13 protein-coding genes are annotated in these 16,854 nt (G+C 74.4%); 10 read left to right on the plus strand and 3 right to left on the minus strand.

The window, feature by feature from the left end; genetic code table 11:
• The first annotated feature begins 128 nt into the window (after nt 1-128).
• From rimP to POF43_RS21785, 8 genes are all read left to right on the plus strand, one after another.
• Nucleotides 129-743 carry a ribosome maturation factor RimP gene (rimP, locus tag POF43_RS21750; protein WP_271324480.1) on the plus strand — a complete coding sequence of 205 codons (615 nt, stop codon included), beginning with the start codon at nt 129-131 and terminating at the stop codon, nt 741-743.
• A 2-nt stretch (nt 744-745) separates the two neighbouring features.
• Nucleotides 746-1,735 carry a transcription termination factor NusA gene (gene nusA / locus POF43_RS21755; protein WP_271316533.1) on the plus strand — a complete coding sequence of 330 codons (990 nt, stop codon included), beginning with the start codon at nt 746-748 and terminating at the stop codon, nt 1,733-1,735.
• A 125-nt stretch (nt 1,736-1,860) separates the two neighbouring features.
• Entirely contained in the window at nt 1,861-2,151 is a 291-nt protein-coding gene (locus POF43_RS21760) for a YlxR family protein (RefSeq protein WP_271316534.1), read from the plus strand.
• A gap of 146 nt (nt 2,152-2,297) precedes the next feature.
• On the plus strand, nt 2,298-5,453 hold the full coding sequence (infB, locus tag POF43_RS21765; RefSeq protein WP_282704701.1) for a translation initiation factor IF-2: 3,156 nt from the start codon (nt 2,298-2,300) through the stop codon (nt 5,451-5,453).
• A 167-nt stretch (nt 5,454-5,620) separates the two neighbouring features.
• Complete coding sequence (locus POF43_RS21770; protein WP_271324854.1) at nt 5,621-5,914, plus strand: DUF503 domain-containing protein; 294 nt, start codon at nt 5,621-5,623, stop codon at nt 5,912-5,914.
• Between the two features lie 78 nt (nt 5,915-5,992).
• Nucleotides 5,993-6,550, plus strand: a complete 558-nt coding sequence (rbfA, locus tag POF43_RS21775) for a 30S ribosome-binding factor RbfA (protein ID WP_271324853.1) — start codon at nt 5,993-5,995, stop codon at nt 6,548-6,550.
• On the plus strand, nt 6,547-7,446 hold the full coding sequence (gene truB, locus POF43_RS21780; protein ID WP_271324852.1) for a tRNA pseudouridine(55) synthase TruB: 900 nt from the start codon (nt 6,547-6,549) through the stop codon (nt 7,444-7,446). Before rbfA ends, truB begins: the two co-directional genes overlap by 4 nt.
• Nucleotides 7,447-7,665: 219 nt before the next feature.
• Nucleotides 7,666-8,607: a bifunctional riboflavin kinase/FAD synthetase gene (locus POF43_RS21785; protein ID WP_271324851.1), complete on the plus strand. Its 942-nt coding sequence runs from the start codon at nt 7,666-7,668 to the stop codon at nt 8,605-8,607.
• Between the two features lie 160 nt (nt 8,608-8,767).
• On the opposite strand, the gene POF43_RS21790 is transcribed toward POF43_RS21785, so the two are convergent.
• From POF43_RS21790 to eccE, 3 genes are all read right to left on the minus strand, one after another.
• Nucleotides 8,768-11,395 carry an SCO5717 family growth-regulating ATPase gene (locus tag POF43_RS21790; RefSeq protein ID WP_282704702.1) on the minus strand — a complete coding sequence of 876 codons (2,628 nt, stop codon included), beginning with the start codon at nt 11,393-11,395 and terminating at the stop codon, nt 8,768-8,770.
• Between the two features lie 338 nt (nt 11,396-11,733).
• Nucleotides 11,734-12,552 carry a hypothetical protein gene (locus tag POF43_RS21795; RefSeq protein ID WP_271323491.1) on the minus strand — a complete coding sequence of 273 codons (819 nt, stop codon included), beginning with the start codon at nt 12,550-12,552 and terminating at the stop codon, nt 11,734-11,736.
• Nucleotides 12,552-13,859, minus strand: coding sequence for a type VII secretion protein EccE (gene eccE / locus POF43_RS21800; RefSeq protein WP_271315626.1), 1,308 nt, complete (start codon nt 13,857-13,859; stop codon nt 12,552-12,554). The genes POF43_RS21795 and eccE overlap by 1 nt, the downstream gene beginning before the upstream one ends.
• Before the next feature lie 203 nt (nt 13,860-14,062).
• Here eccE and eccB point away from each other — a divergent pair, with 203 nt between their 5' ends.
• Nucleotides 14,063-15,556 (plus strand): type VII secretion protein EccB, encoded by a 1,494-nt coding sequence (gene eccB, locus POF43_RS21805; RefSeq protein ID WP_271323490.1) that lies wholly within the window; start codon nt 14,063-14,065, stop codon nt 15,554-15,556.
• Nucleotides 15,556-16,749: a type VII secretion-associated serine protease mycosin gene (gene mycP, locus POF43_RS21810; protein WP_271323489.1), complete on the plus strand. Its 1,194-nt coding sequence runs from the start codon at nt 15,556-15,558 to the stop codon at nt 16,747-16,749. Before eccB ends, mycP begins: the two co-directional genes overlap by 1 nt.
• Nucleotides 16,750-16,854 lie beyond the last annotated feature (105 nt).

Raw genomic sequence — 16,854 nt, forward strand, 5'->3', positions numbered from 1 at the left:
GTGATCGCCGCGCGGGCCACGGCCACCCGCGCGTCCGTGCCGAATCGTCAGCCGGGTACCGGAACCGATAGGCTCGGGAGCCGACACGACGTACCCACAACAGCACACGCGGCCGAGGAGTCACCCGGATGAGCACCACCCCAAGCGACAGGCTGCGAGCGTTGTTGGAGCCGCCGGCCACCGCGTCGGGACTGGATCTGGAAGAGGTCGAGGTGACCCCCGCGGGCAAGCGCCGCGTGCTGCGTGTCGTCGTCGACTCCGACAGCGGGGTCTCGCTGGACGCGGTGGCCGCCTTCAGCCGCCGGATCTCCGAGACGCTGGACGAGTCCGACGCCATGGGCGGCGCGCCGTACACCCTGGAGGTCACCTCCCCGGGCACCGACCGTCCGCTCACCGGGCCCCGGCAGTTCCGCCGCAACATCGGCCGCCTGATCGCGTTCACGCTGGTCGGCGGCGGTGAGCTGACGGCGCGTCTGCTCTCGCTCGACGAGGACGGGATGGACCTGGAGGTCCCCGGGGTGAAGGGCCGCAAGCCCACCGCCCGCCGGCTGGAGCTCGCCGAGGTCGCCAAGGCACGGGTCGAGGTCGAGTTCAACCGCAAGGCCACCGACGCCGAGCTCGCCCAGGGTGAGCAGGACGACGACGCGGACGACGAAGACGAGTACGACGAAGAGCACGAAGACGAGCACGACGACGCGGACCTGCCTTCCGCCGAGATCGACGAGAGCACCGAGGAGGCGTAGCCGTGGACATCGACATGAGTGCCCTGCGGGGACTGGTCCGGGAGAAGGAGATCTCCTTCGACCTGCTGGTCGAGGCGATCGAGTCGGCCCTCCTGATCGCCTATCACCGTGAGCCCGGCAGCCGCCGGGACGCCCGGGTGGAGCTGGACCGCACCACCGGCACGATCACCGTGCTGGCCAAGGAGGACCCCGCCGAACTCGACGAGGGCGCCACGCCCAAGGAGTTCGACGACACCCCCGGCGGCTTCGGCCGGATCGCCGCCACCACCGCCAAGCAGGTCATCCTCCAGCGGCTGCGCGACGCCGAGGAGGAGATCACCTTCGGCGAGTACGCCGGCCGTGAGGGCGACGTGGTGGCCGGCATGGTCCAGCAGGGCAACGACCCGCGCAACGTCCTGGTCGACATCGGCAAGCTGGAGGCCATCCTCCCGCCGCAGGAGCAGGTGCCGGGCGAGTCCTACAAGCACGGCACCCGGCTGCGCACGTACGTCGTACGGGTGGTCAAGGGCGTACGCGGCCCGTCCGTCACCCTGTCGCGCACCCACCCCAACCTGGTGCGCAAGCTGTTCTCCCTGGAGGTGCCGGAGATCGCCGACGGCTCGGTGGAGATCGAGGCCATCGCCCGCGAGGCCGGCCACCGCACCAAGATCGCCGTGCGCTCCACCCGCCAGGGCCTGAACGCCAAGGGCGCCTGCATCGGCCCGATGGGCAGCCGGGTGCGCGCGGTGATGGCCGAGCTGAACGGCGAGAAGATCGACATCGTCGACTGGTCCGACGACCCCGCGCAGATGGTCGCGAACGCGCTGTCACCCGCACGGGTCAACAAGGTCGAGGTGGTCGACCTCGCCGCCCGCTCCGCGCGGGTGATCGTCCCCGACTACCAGCTGTCGCTCGCCATCGGCAAGGAGGGGCAGAACGCCCGCCTCGCCGCCCGCCTCACCGGCTGGCGCATCGACATCCGGCCGGACACCGAGCCGGAGCCGCAGGACTAGGACATGCCCGAGGGTGTGCCCGCCGGTAACCGCCGCACACCGGCGGGGATTACCGCTGAGTACCGAACATGGAGACGCAAACCAACCCGAACGGGTGAGGTTGGCGCGGGGAGGTAGACTTACCAGTGTCTGGCCGGACGCGTGACCGAACATGCCCCGAGCGAACCTGTGTGGGGTGCCGGAAACGGTCGGCCAAGACCGAACTGCTGCGCACCGCGGTGGTCGGGGAGGAATGCGTCCCCGATCCGCGCGGTACGCTGCCCGGCCGGGGTGCTTACCTGCATCCCGACCCGGCGTGTTACGACCTGGCGGTCCGCCGCCGTGCGTTCTCCCGGGCCTTGCGCGCCCAGGAACCGCCCGGCACCGCGGAGTTGCTCCAGTGGTTGCGGCACGCGGCACAAGCTGAAACGACGTAAGAACGGCACGGGCGACCGTGCGGTCAGGTACCTCGCGAGTGGAAGTAGGTCGAGATTGCGATGAGCACTCGATGAGTACGCGATGAGTACGCCCATGAAGTAGCGACGGTCCGGCGGACGACCACCCCGGACCTAGAAGGAGCGAAGTGGCTAAGGTCCGGGTATACGAACTCGCCAAGGAGATGGGAGTCGAGAGCAAGGTCGTCATGGCCAAGCTCCAAGAACTCGGCGAGTTCGTCCGTTCGGCGTCCTCGACCATCGAGGCGCCGGTTGTCCGTAAGTTGACCGACGCATTGCAGACCGGGGGCAACTCCTCCGGCAAGCCCTCGGCGCCGCGCAAGCAGGCGCCCGCAGGGTCCTCCGCACCCACCCCGGGTGCGGCACGTCCGGCGGCCCCCAAGCCCGGCGCCCCCGCGCCGCGCCCGGCGGCCGCCAACCCCGGTCCGGCCGCCCCTGCGGCGCCCGCCCCGGCCTCGTCGGGCCCGGCCTCGTCCGGTCCCCGGCCCCCCGCGCCCGGCCCGCGTCCCGGCCCCAAGCCGGCCCCCGCGCAGCCTGCGCCCGCCGCGGAGTTCTCCTCCCCGGCGCCCGCCACCCCGGCGACTCCGGCGGCCCCGGCCGCTCCGGCGAGCCCGGCCCCGGCGGTCACCCCGGCACCGGAGCGCTCCGCGTCCCGTCCGTCGGCCACCCCGGGCCCGCGCCCCGCGCAGCGTCCCGGCTCCGGTTCGCGTGACGGCGGCGCGGTGCGTCCCGGCGGCGACCGCGGCGAGCGTCCGGCGCGTCCCGCCGGCGACCGTCCGGCCCGTCCGGGCGGTGCCCGTCCGGCCGGACCGCGTCCCGGCAACAACCCGTTCAGCTCGTCCGGCAGCACCGGTATGCCCCGTCCGCAGTCCCCCGGTGGACCGCGTCCCGGCGGCGCGCCGCGTCCCGGTGCCCCCGGCGCCGGCGGCCCCGGCAGCGGCGGCCCCCGTCCGCAGGGCGCTCCGCGTCCCGGCGGCGCGCAGGGCGGCGCACGTCCCACCCCGGGCGCCATGCCGCGTCCCGGCGGCGGCCCCGGCGGTCCCGGCGGCAACCGTCCGAACCCCGGCATGATGCCGCAGCGTCCGGCGGCCGGACCCCGTCCGGGTCCCGGCGGCCGTGGCCCCGGCGGCCCCGGTGGCGCCGGTCGTCCCGGTGGCGGCGGCGGCGCGGGTCGTCCCGGTGGCGGCGGCGGTTTCGCCGGTCGTCCCGGTGGCGGTGGCGGTGCCGGTCGTCCCGGTGGCGGTGGCGGTTTCGCCGGTCGTCCCGGTGGCGGTGGCCCCGGTGGCGGCTTCGGCGGCGGCGGTGGCCGTCCCGGCTTCGGCGGGCGTCCCGGCGGCCCCGGTGGCCGTGGCGGCACGCAGGGCGCGTTCGGTCGCGGCCCCGGTGGCCGTCCGGCGCGTGGCCGCAAGTCGAAGCGGCAGCGGCGCCAGGAGTACGAGGCCATGCAGGCCCCGAGCGTCGGCGGCGTGATGCTGCCTCGCGGCAACGGCCAGATGGTCCGGCTGTCGCGCGGTGCGTCGCTCACCGACTTCGCGGAGAAGATCAACGCCAACCCGGCGTCGCTCGTCCAGGTGATGCTGAACCTCGGCGAAATGGTCACCGCGACCCAGTCCGTCTCCGACGAGACCCTCCAGCTGCTCGCCGACGAGATGAACTACGTCGTCGAGATCGTCAGCCCGGAGGAGGAGGACCGCGAGCTGCTCGAGTCCTTCGACATCGAGTTCGGCGAGGACGAGGGCGGCGAGGAAGCGCTGGTCGCGCGGCCTCCGGTGGTCACCGTCATGGGTCACGTCGACCACGGCAAGACCCGCCTGCTCGACGCGATCCGCAAGACCAACGTGGTCGCGGGCGAGGCCGGCGGCATCACCCAGCACATCGGCGCGTACCAGGTGGCGACCGAGGTGAACGGCGCCGAGCGTCGCATCACCTTCATCGACACCCCCGGCCACGAGGCGTTCACCGCCATGCGTGCCCGTGGTGCCAAGTCGACCGACATCGCGATCCTGGTGGTCGCGGCGAACGACGGCGTGATGCCGCAGACCGTCGAGGCGCTCAACCACGCCAAGGCGGCCGACGTGCCGATCGTCGTCGCGGTCAACAAAATCGACGTCGAGGGCGCCGACCCGACCAAGGTGCGCGGTCAGCTGACCGAGTACGGCCTGGTCGCCGAGGAGTACGGCGGCGACACCATGTTCGTCGACATCTCCGCCAAGCAGGGTCTGAACATCGACAGCCTGCTGGAGGCCGTGATCCTCACGGCCGACGCCTCGCTCGACCTGCGGGCCAACCCGGAGCAGGACGCGCAGGGCATCGCGATCGAGGCGCACCTCGACCGCGGCCGCGGCGCCGTGGCGACCGTCCTGGTCCAGCGCGGCACCCTGCGGGTCGGCGACACCATGGTGGTCGGCGACGCGTACGGCCGCGTCCGGGCGATGCTCGACGACGCCGGCAACAACGTCGACGTGGCCGGTCCGGCCACCCCGGTCCTGGTGCTGGGTCTGACCAACGTGCCCGGCGCGGGCGACAACTTCCTCGTCGTCGACGAGGACCGCACCGCCCGCCAGATCGCCGAGAAGCGTGCCGCCCGCGAGCGGAACGCGGCGTTCGCCCGCAAGGGCATCCGGATCTCGCTGGAGGACCTGGACAAGGCCCTCAAGGCCGGCGAGGTCCAGCAGCTCAACCTCATCATCAAGGGCGACGCGTCCGGTTCGGTGGAGGCCCTGGAGTCCTCGCTGCTCCAGCTCGACGTCGGCGAAGAGGTCGACATCCGCGTCCTGCACCGCGGTGTGGGTGCGGTCACCGAGTCCGACGTGGACCTGGCGGCCGGTTCGGACGCGATCATCATCGGCTTCAACGTCCGCGCCGAGGGCCGCGCCACCCAGCGCGCCGAGCGCGAGGGCGTCGACGTCCGGTACTACTCGGTGATCTACCAGGCCATCGAGGAGATCGAGGCGGCCCTGAAGGGCATGCTCAAGCCGGAGTACGAGGAGGTGGAGCTGGGCACCGCGGAGATCCGCGAGGTCTTCCGCTCCTCCAAGCTCGGCAACATCGCCGGTGTGCTCATCCGTTCCGGCGAGGTACGGCGCAACACCAAGGCCCGCCTCATCCGCGACGGCAAGGTGGTCGCGGAGAGCCTCAACATCGAGGGCCTGCGCCGCTTCAAGGACGACGTCACCGAGATCCGCGAAGGCTACGAGGGCGGTATCAACCTCGGCAACTTCAACGACATCAAGATCGACGACGTCATCGCCACCTACGAGATGCGCGAGAAGCCGCGCGGCTGATAGCGGCTGACAGCGGCTGACAGCGGTTGACGGTGCAGGTCCGGGCCGGTCGGCGGAGATAATCCGTCGATCGGCCCGGCCTGCTGCCGGTACCGTGGAAGTGCGCACCGCGCGGGCGACACCGTGCGATCCCCCGAGGCCTCACAGGTCGGCTTGACCTGCTGCCCATGTATGTAGGGACGTTGTCCTTCGACCTGCTGCTCGGCGACGTCGCGTCGCTGAAGCAGAAGCGCTCCGTCGTCCGCCCGATCCTCGCCGAACTGCACCGCAGGTACGCGGTCGCGGTCGCCGAGGTCGGCGACCAGGACCTGTACCGCAGGGCCGAGATCGGCCTGTCGTCGGTGTCCGGCGACCACGGGCACCTCAGCGGCCTGCTCGACGCCTGCGAACGCTGGATGGCGGACCGGCCCGAGGTGGACCTGCTGTCCGTCCGCCGCCGCGTCCACGGCGACGAGGACTGACCGGACGGTTCCCCGGCCCCGGTGACGGGACCGGGGAACCGTCCGCACCCGAAGACCGAAGAAGAGAGAAGATCACCCATGACCGACACCGCGCGGGCGCGCAAGCTGGCGGACCGCATCCGGGTCGTGGTCGCGGAGACCCTCCAGCGCCGGATCAAGGACCCGCGGCTGGGCTATGTGACGATCACCGACACCCGGGTCACCGGCGACCTGCGGGAAGCGACCGTCTTCTACACGGTCTACGGCGACGACGAGGACCGCACCGCGTCGGCGGCCGCGCTGGAGAGCGCCAAGGGCGTGCTGCGTTCCGAGGTCGGCCGGCAGACCGGCGTGCGGTTCACCCCGACGCTGGCCTTCGTCCTGGACGCCGTCCCGGACAACGCCCGCACCATCGACGACCTGCTGGCCCGGGCCCGCGCCGCCGACGCCCAGGTCCGCGAGGTCGCGGCCGGCAAGGGCTACGCCGGCGACGCCGACCCGTACCGCAAGCCGGCCGACGACGAGGTGGAGGACGACTCCGCCGAGGGCGCTCCCGCCACGGACGAGGGTGCTCCCGGCTCCGGCGCGGCCTCGTCCTCGGACGGTCCCGCCCCCACCGCGGACGGCCCGGCCTCCTCCGGCGACGGGGACGCGTGAAGCGCAAGGGTGTGGGTCCCGACGGGCTGGTCGTCGTCGACAAGCCGGCCGGCCTCACCTCGCACCAGGTGGTCTCCCGCATCCGCAAGCTGGCCGGGACCCGGCGGGTCGGGCACGCCGGCACCCTCGACCCGATGGCCACCGGTGTGCTGATCATCGGTGTGGAGAAGGCCACCCGGCTGCTCGGCCACCTGGCGCTGACCAGCAAGACCTACCGGGCCACCATCCGGCTGGGCCAGACCACGGTGACCGACGACGCCGAGGGCGAGATCACCGCCACCGCCTCCGCCGCCCACGTCACCCGGCAGGCGCTGGAGGCCGGCGTCGGCACGCTGACCGGCGACATCCTCCAGGTGCCGTCCAAGGTCAGCGCCATCAAGGTCGACGGCCGCCGCGCGCACCGGCTGGTGCGCGCGGAGGAGGAGTTCGAGCTGGCCGCCCGGCCGGTCACCGTCTCCGGCTTCACCGTGCACGCGGTCCGCGAGGCCGCCGACCCGGCCGGCGTCGCCCTGCTGGACGCCGACGTCACCGTCGCCTGCTCCTCCGGCACCTACGTGCGGGCCCTGGCCCGCGACCTCGGCGCCGGCCTGGGCACCGGCGGCCACCTGACCGCGCTGCGGCGCACCCGGGTCGGCCCCTACGGCCTCGACGACGCGGTCACCCTGGAGGCGCTGGAGGAGTCCTTCGACGTCCTGCCGATCAACCGGGCCGCGGCGGCCGCGTTCCCGCGCTGGGACGTCGACGGCGAGCAGGCGCGTCAGCTCATCAACGGCGTACGGCAGAAGGCCCCCGGTATCGGTCCGGGGGCGATCGCGGTCTTCGGCCCCGACGAGCGCTTCATCGCCCTGGTGGAGGAGCGCCGCGGCGAGACGAAGATCCTCGCCGGTTTCGTGTGACCCGACCGGGCCGGACGGCGGCCGGGCGCACCGGATCTCCCGGCGGCCCGGCCGCCGCGGCGTACCCGGGACCGGGGCGCGCGGCGGGGCGCGCCGGACCGCCCGCGCGACCCCTGGCACGTCGCGGGCGCGCGGCATGGCAGGCTTGGACCCGGTAGTTGGTCACGGTCCGCAGTCCGCGTTCGCGGGCGCGGACGGGTTTCGGTGAGGAGCGGCACGGTGGAACGCTGGCGGGGCTTGGAAGACGTTCCCGGGGGATGGGGGCGGAGCGTCGTCACCATCGGCTCGTACGACGGTGTCCATCGCGGACATCAGCTGATCATCGGACGGGCGGTGGAACGCGCCCGGGAGCTGGGCCTGAGGTCGGTCGTGATCACCTTCGACCCGCACCCCAGCGAGGTGGTCCGCCCCGGCAGCCACCCGCCGCTGCTGGCCGCCCACCACCGCCGCGCCGAACTGCTGGCCGGCCTCGGGGTGGACGCCCAGCTCATCCTGCCGTTCACCGAGGAGTTCTCCCGGCTGTCGCCGCAGGAGTTCGTCACCGCGGTGCTGGACCGGGCGCTCGGCGCCGCGGTGGTCGTCGAGGGCCCCAATTTCCGCTTCGGCCACAAGGCCGCCGGCGACGTGGCCGCCCTGGTCGGCCTCGGCCGTGAGCACGGCTTCACCGTCGACGTCGTCGACCTGTACGTGCGCGGGGAGGCGGGGGGCGGCGAGCCGTTCTCCTCCAGCCTGGCCCGCCGCCTCATCGCGGCCGGCGACGTCTCCGGCGCCCGGGAGATCCTGGGCCGCCCGCACCGGGTCGAGGGCACGGTGGTCCGCGGCGCCCAGCGCGGCCGCGAACTGGGGTACCCCACCGCCAACGTCGACACCCTGCCGCACTCCGCCATCCCCGCCGACGGGGTCTACGCCGGCTGGCTGGAGGTCGCCGGCGAACGCATGCCCGCCGCCATCTCGGTCGGCACCAACCCCACGTTCGACGGCACGGAACGCACCGTGGAGGCGTACGCCATCGACCGCGTCGGCCTCGACCTGTACGGGCTGCACGCGGCCGTCGACTTCCAGGAGTACCTGCGCGGCCAGGAACGCTTCGAGACCATCGACGCCCTGCTGGAACGCATGGCGATCGACGTCAAGCGCGCCCGGGAGATCGTCACCCCCTGAACGCCGCTGCGGACCGTTCTTGCGGGGAACGCCGGTGCGGAGACTGTTCTTGTGGAGGACGCCGGAAAGCCGAGCGCCCGAGTGCCGTCAACGGCGTGGTGACGTCCCGTCAACGGAAAGGGCCCCGGACACCAAGTGCGGTGTCCGGGGCCCTTCGGCGTCACTGCTGCGGCGGCGGGGGCGGCGGGTAGCCGTAGCCCTGCGGTCCGGGCTGCGGGGGGCCGGGCTGCTGCGGGGGAGCCGGCGGCTGCTGGGCCGGGGGCTGCTGGGCGGGCGGCTGCTGGCCCCACGCGGGCGGCGGCGGTCCCTGCTGGGGGTACATCTGCTGGTAGGGCGCCTGCTGCGGCTGCCCCTGCGGGTATCCGCCGGGGTACTGCTGGCCCATCTCGGCGCCCGGGTAGCCCTGCTGCTGGTTCCACGGCGCCTGCTGCTGCTGGGTACGCGCGAAGTCCTCGGCGATCAGCGCGGCGAGGTTGAAGTACGCCTCGCGGGTCTTGGGCCGCATCATGTCGAGGTCGACCTCGGCGCCGGCCGCCAGGTGCTCGTCGAACGGCACCACGATCACGCCGCGGCAGCGGGTCTCGAAGTGCTGGACGATGTCGTCGACCTTGATCATCTTGCCGGTCTCGCGCACTCCGGAGATCACCGTCAGGCTGCGGTTGACCAGGTCCGCGTAGCCGTGCGCCGACAGCCAGTCCAGCGTGGTGCTGGCGCTGCTCGCACCGTCCACCGACGGCGTGGAGATGATGATCAGCTGGTCGGCCAGGTCGAGTACGCCGCGCATCGCGCTGTAGAGCAGACCGGTGCCGGAGTCGGTCAGGATGATCGGGTACTGGCGGCCCAGCACCTCGATCGCCCGCCGGTAGTCCTCGTCGTTGAACGTGGTCGACACCGCCGGGTCCACGTCGTTGGCGATGATCTCCAGCCCGGAGGGCGCCTGCGAGGTGAAGCGGCGGATGTCCATGTAGCTGTTGAGGTACTGGATGTTCTGCACCAGGTCGCGGATGGTCGCGCCGGTCTCGCGCCGCACCCGGCGGCCCAGGGTGCCCGCGTCCGGGTTCGCGTCGATCGCCAGGATCTTGTCCTGCCGCTCGGAGGCCAGGGTGGAGCCGAGCGCGGTGGTCGTCGTGGTCTTGCCGACGCCGCCCTTGAGGCTGATGACCGCGATCCGGTAGCACGAGGTCACCGGGGTGCGGATCAGCTCCAGCTTGCGCTGCCGCTCCAGCTCGGCCGCCTTGCCGCCGAGCTTGAACCGCCCCTGGCCGGGGATGTTGCTTCCGGGCCTGCGGGCCTTCGGCTGGTTGCGCAGCAGGCGGTCCGAGGACAGCTCGACCGCGGCGGTGTAGCCGATCGGCGCCCCCGGCACCGCGCGCTGGCGCTGGTCCGGGGTGACGGTCGGCCAGCCGGTGCGCGGATCGACCGCACCCGGCTGCGCGGCGGCCTCCGGCGGCGGCATCGGCACGCTGCCCTGATGCGGGAAGCCGTAGCCGGACTGCGGCTCGTAGCCCGACTGCGGCTGCTGCGCGGGCTGCGGCTGCCCCGGGACGCCGTGCGGGAAGCCGTAGCCGGGCGCCGGGGGCTGCTGCTGACCGGGCTGGCCGGGCTGTCCCGGGTACTGCATCGGCGGCTGCGGTTGCGGCGGCTGGGGCTGGGGCTGCATCGGCGGGGTCTGCTGGTGGGGCTGCGGCGCCGGCACCGGTGGCGGGGGTGCCGTGCCGTGCTGCGGGGGCGGCGGCGTGGCGTTGTACGGCACGGGCGGCGGCGGGAAGGTGTGCTGCGGACCCGGTGCCGGCGGCTGGACCGGCGCAGCGGCCTGCGGCGGCTGGAACTGCTGCTGGTCCGGGGCCGTGCTGTACGGCGGCTGGAACTGCGGCGGCAGCGGCGGCACCGCGTGCTGCGGCGGGACCGGCGGCTGTGGCTGGGAGCCCTGCGGCGCCCACGGGCCGGCCGGCGCCGGCGGCTGCTGCTGCCCCCACGGCTGACCCGCGGCGGGGGCGGGCGGCTGCTGGCCCTGCGGCTGCTGGCCCACCGGCGGCGGCAACGGCACCGGCGGGGTCGTCGGGGCGGCCTGACGGGGGTCGGGTCCGGGTGCCTGCGGGTCCGGCAGGGGCGGCGCCTGCGGACCGGGCGCCTGCGGGGCCGGCGGCTGCGGCTGCTGCTGAACGGGCGCGGGCGGGCCCGGCGGGGTCTGCGGGGCGGCCACCGGTGCGACGGGCGGCGGCGAGGTGACGGGCGGCGGCGGGGTGACGGGCGGGCCCTGCGGGGGCGGCGGCGTGCCGACCGGTCCGGCCTGCGGTGCGGGCGGCTGCGCCAGCGGTTCGCCCTGCGGCGGCGCCGGGCGCTTGAGCGACAGCGCCGAGAACCGCTCGGTCGACGCGGGCGCGACCGTGCCCCGGCCGTCGCCCGCGGTCTCGAACGGCCCCGGGGCGGGCGCCTCGGGCTCCTTGGCGCGCACGCTCTTGAGCGACAGCGCGGAGAACCGCATCGTGGAGTTGCTCTCCAGCGAGCCGGACGCCGGGCCCTCGGCGGGCTGCGGGGCGGAGTAGTCCGGGGTGGCCTGCTGCACCGGGGTGTCGGGCTGCGGCTCGGGCGGCTGCGCGGCCTGCGGCGGCTCGGCGGCCTGCGGAGCGGGTTCCGGGGCCGGTTCCGGGGTGGCGGAGGTGTCCTCACCGTTGGTCATGTACCAGGCGGGAGGGGTGTAGTCGATGCTGAACTCGCCCGTGTAGTCCGCGTCGGTCGGCCGTGCCCCGTCGCCGCCGGCCCGGCTGTCGTCCCGATCGCTGCTCACTGTTCCTCCTGGATAGCTGTCCTGCTCACGAACAGGCCGACCGCGAGCGGAGGTTCGGCCTCGTGCAGGCAGGGCAGGCGCATGCCACCCGACATCGCCCGGACCCTCCCCCCGTACGACGGCGCTCCGCGGCGCCCGCGGTCCGTCACCGGCCCGGGGAGCCGCTGTCCCGGAACGGGACCTCCACCGTGCGCCGTTCGTGCCGTCCCGCATACAGCCTAGGCCCTGCTCCGCCGGGCGCGCACGGACCCCACAGGTGCCCCACCCGGTCCGCACGGCCTGTCACCGGCCCGGTGACGGACCGCGGGCGGCCCACTGCCGGCGTACCCGGTGCCGGGTCAGTCCATCCGCCGCGGCGCCCCGAGCAGCCCGCTCTCGGAGTCCGTCGGCCGGGTCATCACCAGTTGGCGGTGGGTACGCGTGCACCACAGGGCGAACGCGTCCGCCAGCGTCGGCAGGGTCTGCGACTCGGTCGCCGGTATCGCCATGATGCGGCCGATCAGCCGGGACTCCTCCGGCGAGATCCGCTGCACGCCCACCAGGCTCGCGCTCTCCAGGAACCGCGTCGTGTTCGGGCCCAGGTAGGGCAGCACGGTCAGTACCGACTGCCACGGCGCCGCCGACACCCGGCCGCGCGGCGGACGGCCGCCCGCGTCGCGCACCACCAGCACCGGCGCCCCGACCGAGGGACCCAGCGGCGGAACACGGCCCACCTCGTGCAGCGTCACGCACTGCTGCCCGCCGCCGGCCGCCTGCGCCAGCGTCGACCACGCCTGCGGCCGGCCGGTCTCCACCGCCACCCGGGTCCCGGTCGCCGCCGCGCGCAGCGTCAGGACCTGCGCCAGCCACAACCCGCCGACCAGCACCATCTCCAGCGGCGTCGGCCGGTTCAGCCCCAGCACCGCCGGACGGTCGGCCGCGTCCACGCCGATGATCACACCGTCGTCCCCGACCGGCAGCCCGACCGCGGCCAGCTGCTCCACCCCGAGGGTGTGCCGAGGCCGCCGCGGCCCCAGCAGCCCGAAACCCAGCCGGCGCCGGGCCGGCTCCGCGGGCGGTCCACCGGGCGCCGGCGCACCCGGCGCCGGCGCCCCGAACGCACCGCCGCCGCCCGGGAACTCCGGCCGGCCGCGCTCCGGCGCGGTGGGGAACGCCATCAGCGCGCACCCCCCAGCGGCAAGGTGGCCAGCAGACCCGGCACCTGTTCGCGGTCCAGCCGCACCAGCTCCACCTTCACTCCCTGCGCGGTCCGCTCCAACTGGCGCCGTGCCGCGACCAGTTCACTGTCGCTGCGGCCGGTGATCCGTACGTGGCCGGTCAGTTCCGGCACGTCGCCCAGGCCGCGGCGCGCGGTCAGGCTGAAGGTGGTGGCCAGCGTCGGCAGCGACGTCAGCAACGCCACCAGATTCGGCGCCGGCGCCCCGCCCGCCGCGGTGCCCAGCCGGGGCCAGCGGCCTATCCAGTACGTGGTGTGCCACCGGTCGTCGCACCGCCAGGCCCGCGCGCTCTCCGCGGTCCGCCGCGGCGCGGCACCGGTACGCACCGTCTGCTCGGTGGCCCGGGGGTTGGCGCAGCTGGACGTGGCGACCGCCGCGACCACCTCGGGCTCGGTCAGCACGGTCACCCGGAAGCCCGCCCCGGTCAGCCGGCTCGCCAGCTGGTGCGCGGCCCGCACCAGCGACCGCTGCGCGCCGCCCAGCCCGCCGCCGCGCGCCGCCACCGCCTCCGGGCACAGCTCCGGGTTGAGCTTGACCGCCACCCAGGTCAGCCGCACCGCCGGTGCCCCGGACTGGGCCTGCAACGGGGCGTAACTGCGCACGGCTACCGCCTGCTGCGGCATGTGCGGCGCCGGGGCCGGCTGCGTGTGCTGGACGACCTGCACCGACTCCAGCCGGATGCCGTCCACCTCCAGGCCGTCGTACAGCACGTCGAGCGGCAGCGGATTGGCGGTGCGCAGCGGGCGCAACGGCACGTCGAGCGCCTCGACCTGGAGCACCGCGGTCAGGAACGTGCCGTCACCGACCATGCCGACCGGGCGGCCGGTGCCGCCGGTGTGGCTGAGGGTGCGCAGCGTCGGGTCGCACTCGGCGGCCGGCGCGAACGCCGGGTCGGTCAGCGCCGGCAGCGGCCGGGCGCCGCGCCGCTTGCGGGCCCGGGCCTCGACCACGGTCACCAGCCACTCCGGCACCGGGCGGTGGCGGCGGCGCACCAGCGCGAGCAGCACCAGCACCGCAGCCGGCACCGCGGCGGGCAGCAGCAGCAGCGGGCGGGTGGCCCAGGCCACCAGCAGCAGCGCCGCGGCCACCTCCACCAGCACCAGCTGCTGCACGCGCAACGGCCCGAACCGTCCCGCTCCCTGATGGGTCCTCGGCCGCGGCACCGCGCCCGCCGGGCCCGCGCCCCGCTGCCCGGGCACCTCGGCCCGGGACGCCGCGCTCGCCTTCGGCCTGGTCGCGGTGACCATCCCCCGTCGCCCCCTCGCACTGCGGACGTGGCCTGCCACGTCGTCCTGGAACGACCGATTCGCGCCCGGTCGTTGACGCCTTCCGGACCCGCCCCGTGCGGCGGGCCGCTTCCCGTTACCGGCATAGTAGAGGGCCGGTCGGACAATGACGGCCGGGGTGCGCGGGCACCCAGCAGGCGAATCCGGGGGAGACGAATCCAGCCATGGCCTCACGGCGGGACCAGCTCAACGCGTACACCTTCGCCAGGAAACGGATGGTCGCGGCGTTCCTTCAGCCGTCCGCGTCCGGTTCCGAGGAGGGCGCGCCGCGCCCGTTGCGCGCCATCGTGCCCAGCGTCGCGGTGGCCGCGCTGCTGCTGGCCGGATTCGGCGGCTGGGGGCTGATCAAGCCCAGCTCGCCGCCCGGCTGGAACGTGCCGTACGCCAAGGTCCTGGTGGGCAGCGAGTCCACCACCCGTTACGTGGTGACCGGCACGACCAAGCACCCGGAACTCCACCCGGTCCTGAACCTGGCCTCCGCGAAACTTCTACTGGATCCGACCAAGTTCGGCGTGCTGAAGGTCGACGAGTCGGTCCTGGACAACGGCACGATCCCGCACGGACCGACCCTGGGCATCCCCTACGCCCCCGACCGCATGCCGGACGCCGGCGACGCGGGCACCGCCAAACTCTGGTCCGTCTGCGAGCAGCCCGGCCGCGCCGCGGACCCGGACAAGGCCGCCTTCGTGCTGGCCGCGCGCGACGCGTGGCGGGTGGACGGCACCGGGCGGCTGAGCGGCGACCAGGCCCTCTACGTCCAGGGCCCGGCGCCCGCCCGCACCCGCTACCTGGTCGACCCGCGAGGCACCGCGTTCCCCCTGGAGGGCGGCACGACGCCCGGCGCCACCGGCACCGCCGACGAGAAGGGCCTGCTGGAGCGCGCCATCTTCGGCGACGGCGCCCAGCCGCAGCAGGTCACCGCCGACTGGCTCCGGACCCTCAACCAGGGCACGCCGCTGGCCTTCCCCGACATCCCCGGCTTCGGCGACCCCGCCGGCCTGAGCGCCCTCGGCAGCCGGGACAACCGCATCGGCATGGTCATCGAGGCGCCCAGCGGCACCACCGTGCAGAAGTACGTCGTCCTGCGGAACAAGGTCGAGCGGATATCCGCGCTGGTCGCCCAGTTGCTGCTGCTGTCGCCCGACGCACCGGCGCTGTACGGCAGGGGCACCCCGCAGGCGCAGCCCGTGGACAGCCAGAAGTTCAACCCCGACCCGGCCGCCTTCACCGGCGGAGGCCCCGACTGGCCGTCCCGGATGCCGCACCAGGCCAACGGCGTCAAGGACTCCACCGTGTGCAGCGTCTACCGCGGCACCATGAAGGGCAGCCGCGCCGGCCTCAGCGTGTGGACCGGCACCCGCTACCCGGCCACCGTCGTCAACGGCGGCGCCACCGCGTACGTGACGCCCGGCTCCGGTCTGCTCTACCGCCAGGTCACCGGCACCACCACCAGCAGCGGCGCGCTGTACCTGGTCACCGACACGGGCCTGCGCTACAACGTGCCGGGCACCTCCGGGGACACCGATGTCGCCGGCGCGCAGGTGCTCCTGGGCTACGGCTCGGTCACCCCGGTGCCGGTGCCCCAGGTCTGGTCCGCCTTCCTGCCCACCGGTCCCCAGCTGGACCCGAAGGCCGCCGCCCAGCAGCAGGGGTCGTGATGCGCGCGACACTGCGCCGGCTGGCCGTCGTACCGGCCGCCCTCGCCGTCCTGGCCTGCTGCCCGCCGGTTCTCGCCGACACCGGTACGAAGCTCGCGGGCGACGGCGAGTGCGACCTCGACGCCAAGGTCATCAGCGGTACTCCGTGGTCCCTCCAGCGGGTCCTGCTCAACCAGTTGTGGCGGGCCGGCACCGGCAAGGGCGTCCGCGTCGCCGTCGTCGACACCGGGGTCGACGACCACAACCCCCAGCTGCGGGAGGCGGTCGACGCCGCCCTGGGCCACGACTTCACCGGTCACGGCCACGGCGACGGCACCGACGACACCGACGGCCACGGCACCGAGGTGGCGGGCATCATCGCCGCCCGTCCCCTGGCGGGCACCGGCTTCGTCGGCATCGCGCCGGGAGCCACCATCATCCCGATCCGGCAGACCACCGACGGATCGGGCGTTGTCGCTCCGCTCGTGGCCGGCATCAACGAGGCGGTCACCGAGCACGCCAAGGTCATCAACATCTCCCAGGACGCCACCGATCCGGGCGTGAGCCTCTACAACGCGGTGGAGAACGCCATCGCGCACGGCGTCGTGGTCGTCGCCTCCTCCGGCAACGACGGGTCGGGCGGCGTGGCGCACACGACCTTCCCGGCCTCCTATCCGGGCGTCCTGGCGGTCGGCGCCACCGACCGCGACGACCAGCCCGCCGACTTCTCCCAGGCCGGCCCCTTCGTCGGCGTCGCCGCCCCCGGCGTCGACATGACCTCCACCGTGCCCGGCAAGGGCCAGTGCGTCGACAGCGGCACCAGCTTCTCCGCCCCCTACGTGTCCGGTGTCGCCGCGCTGATCCGCGGCAAGCACCCGGGCTGGACCGTGCGCCAGGTCGTCGCGCAGATCGAGGAGACCGCCGACCGGCCGGGCCGCGGCCGCACCGACGCCCTCGGCTGGGGCGTGGTCGACCCGGTCCGCGCGCTGACCGACGACACCCACCCGGTCGACAGCGCGGTCCCCGACCCGGCCCCCACCGGCACCGAGCGGGTACGCACGGCGGCCTTCACCGTCGACGACGGCCCACGGCAACGCGCCGTCCACGACGCGGTCTACACCCTGGCCCTCGCCGCCCTGGCCATCGCACTGATCGCCGGAGCGGCCGTCACCGTCCGCGACGCCCGCCGGCGCGGACCGGGACGCCGCCGGTAGGACCGGACCCCGCCCATGACGACGGCCCCGGCGCGATGACGCGCCGGGGCCGTCGTTACGAGGGGCGGACGTCGGGCGGGCGCAGGACATCCGCACGTACACCGG

Origin of the sequence: Streptantibioticus silvisoli, assembly GCF_027947535.2 — a bacterium.
Taxonomy (GTDB): Bacteria; Actinomycetota; Actinomycetes; order Streptomycetales; family Streptomycetaceae; genus Streptantibioticus_C; species Streptantibioticus_C silvisoli.

Bases quoted from the DNA above. Each gene is read 5' to 3' on its own strand.
- eccE (WP_271315626.1), bottom strand. From the start codon at position 13,859: ATGGTCACCGCGACCAGGCCGAAGGCGAGCGCGGCGTCCCGGGCCGAG.
- rbfA (WP_271324853.1), top strand. From the start codon at position 5,993: ATGACCGACACCGCGCGGGCGCGCAAGCTGGCGGACCGCATCCGGGTC.
- eccB (WP_271323490.1), top strand. From the start codon at position 14,063: ATGGCCTCACGGCGGGACCAGCTCAACGCGTACACCTTCGCCAGGAAA.
- rimP (WP_271324480.1), top strand. From the start codon at position 129: ATGAGCACCACCCCAAGCGACAGGCTGCGAGCGTTGTTGGAGCCGCCG.
- POF43_RS21795 (WP_271323491.1), bottom strand. From the start codon at position 12,552: ATGGCGTTCCCCACCGCGCCGGAGCGCGGCCGGCCGGAGTTCCCGGGC.
- POF43_RS21770 (WP_271324854.1), top strand. From the start codon at position 5,621: ATGTATGTAGGGACGTTGTCCTTCGACCTGCTGCTCGGCGACGTCGCG.
- mycP (WP_271323489.1), top strand. From the start codon at position 15,556: ATGCGCGCGACACTGCGCCGGCTGGCCGTCGTACCGGCCGCCCTCGCC.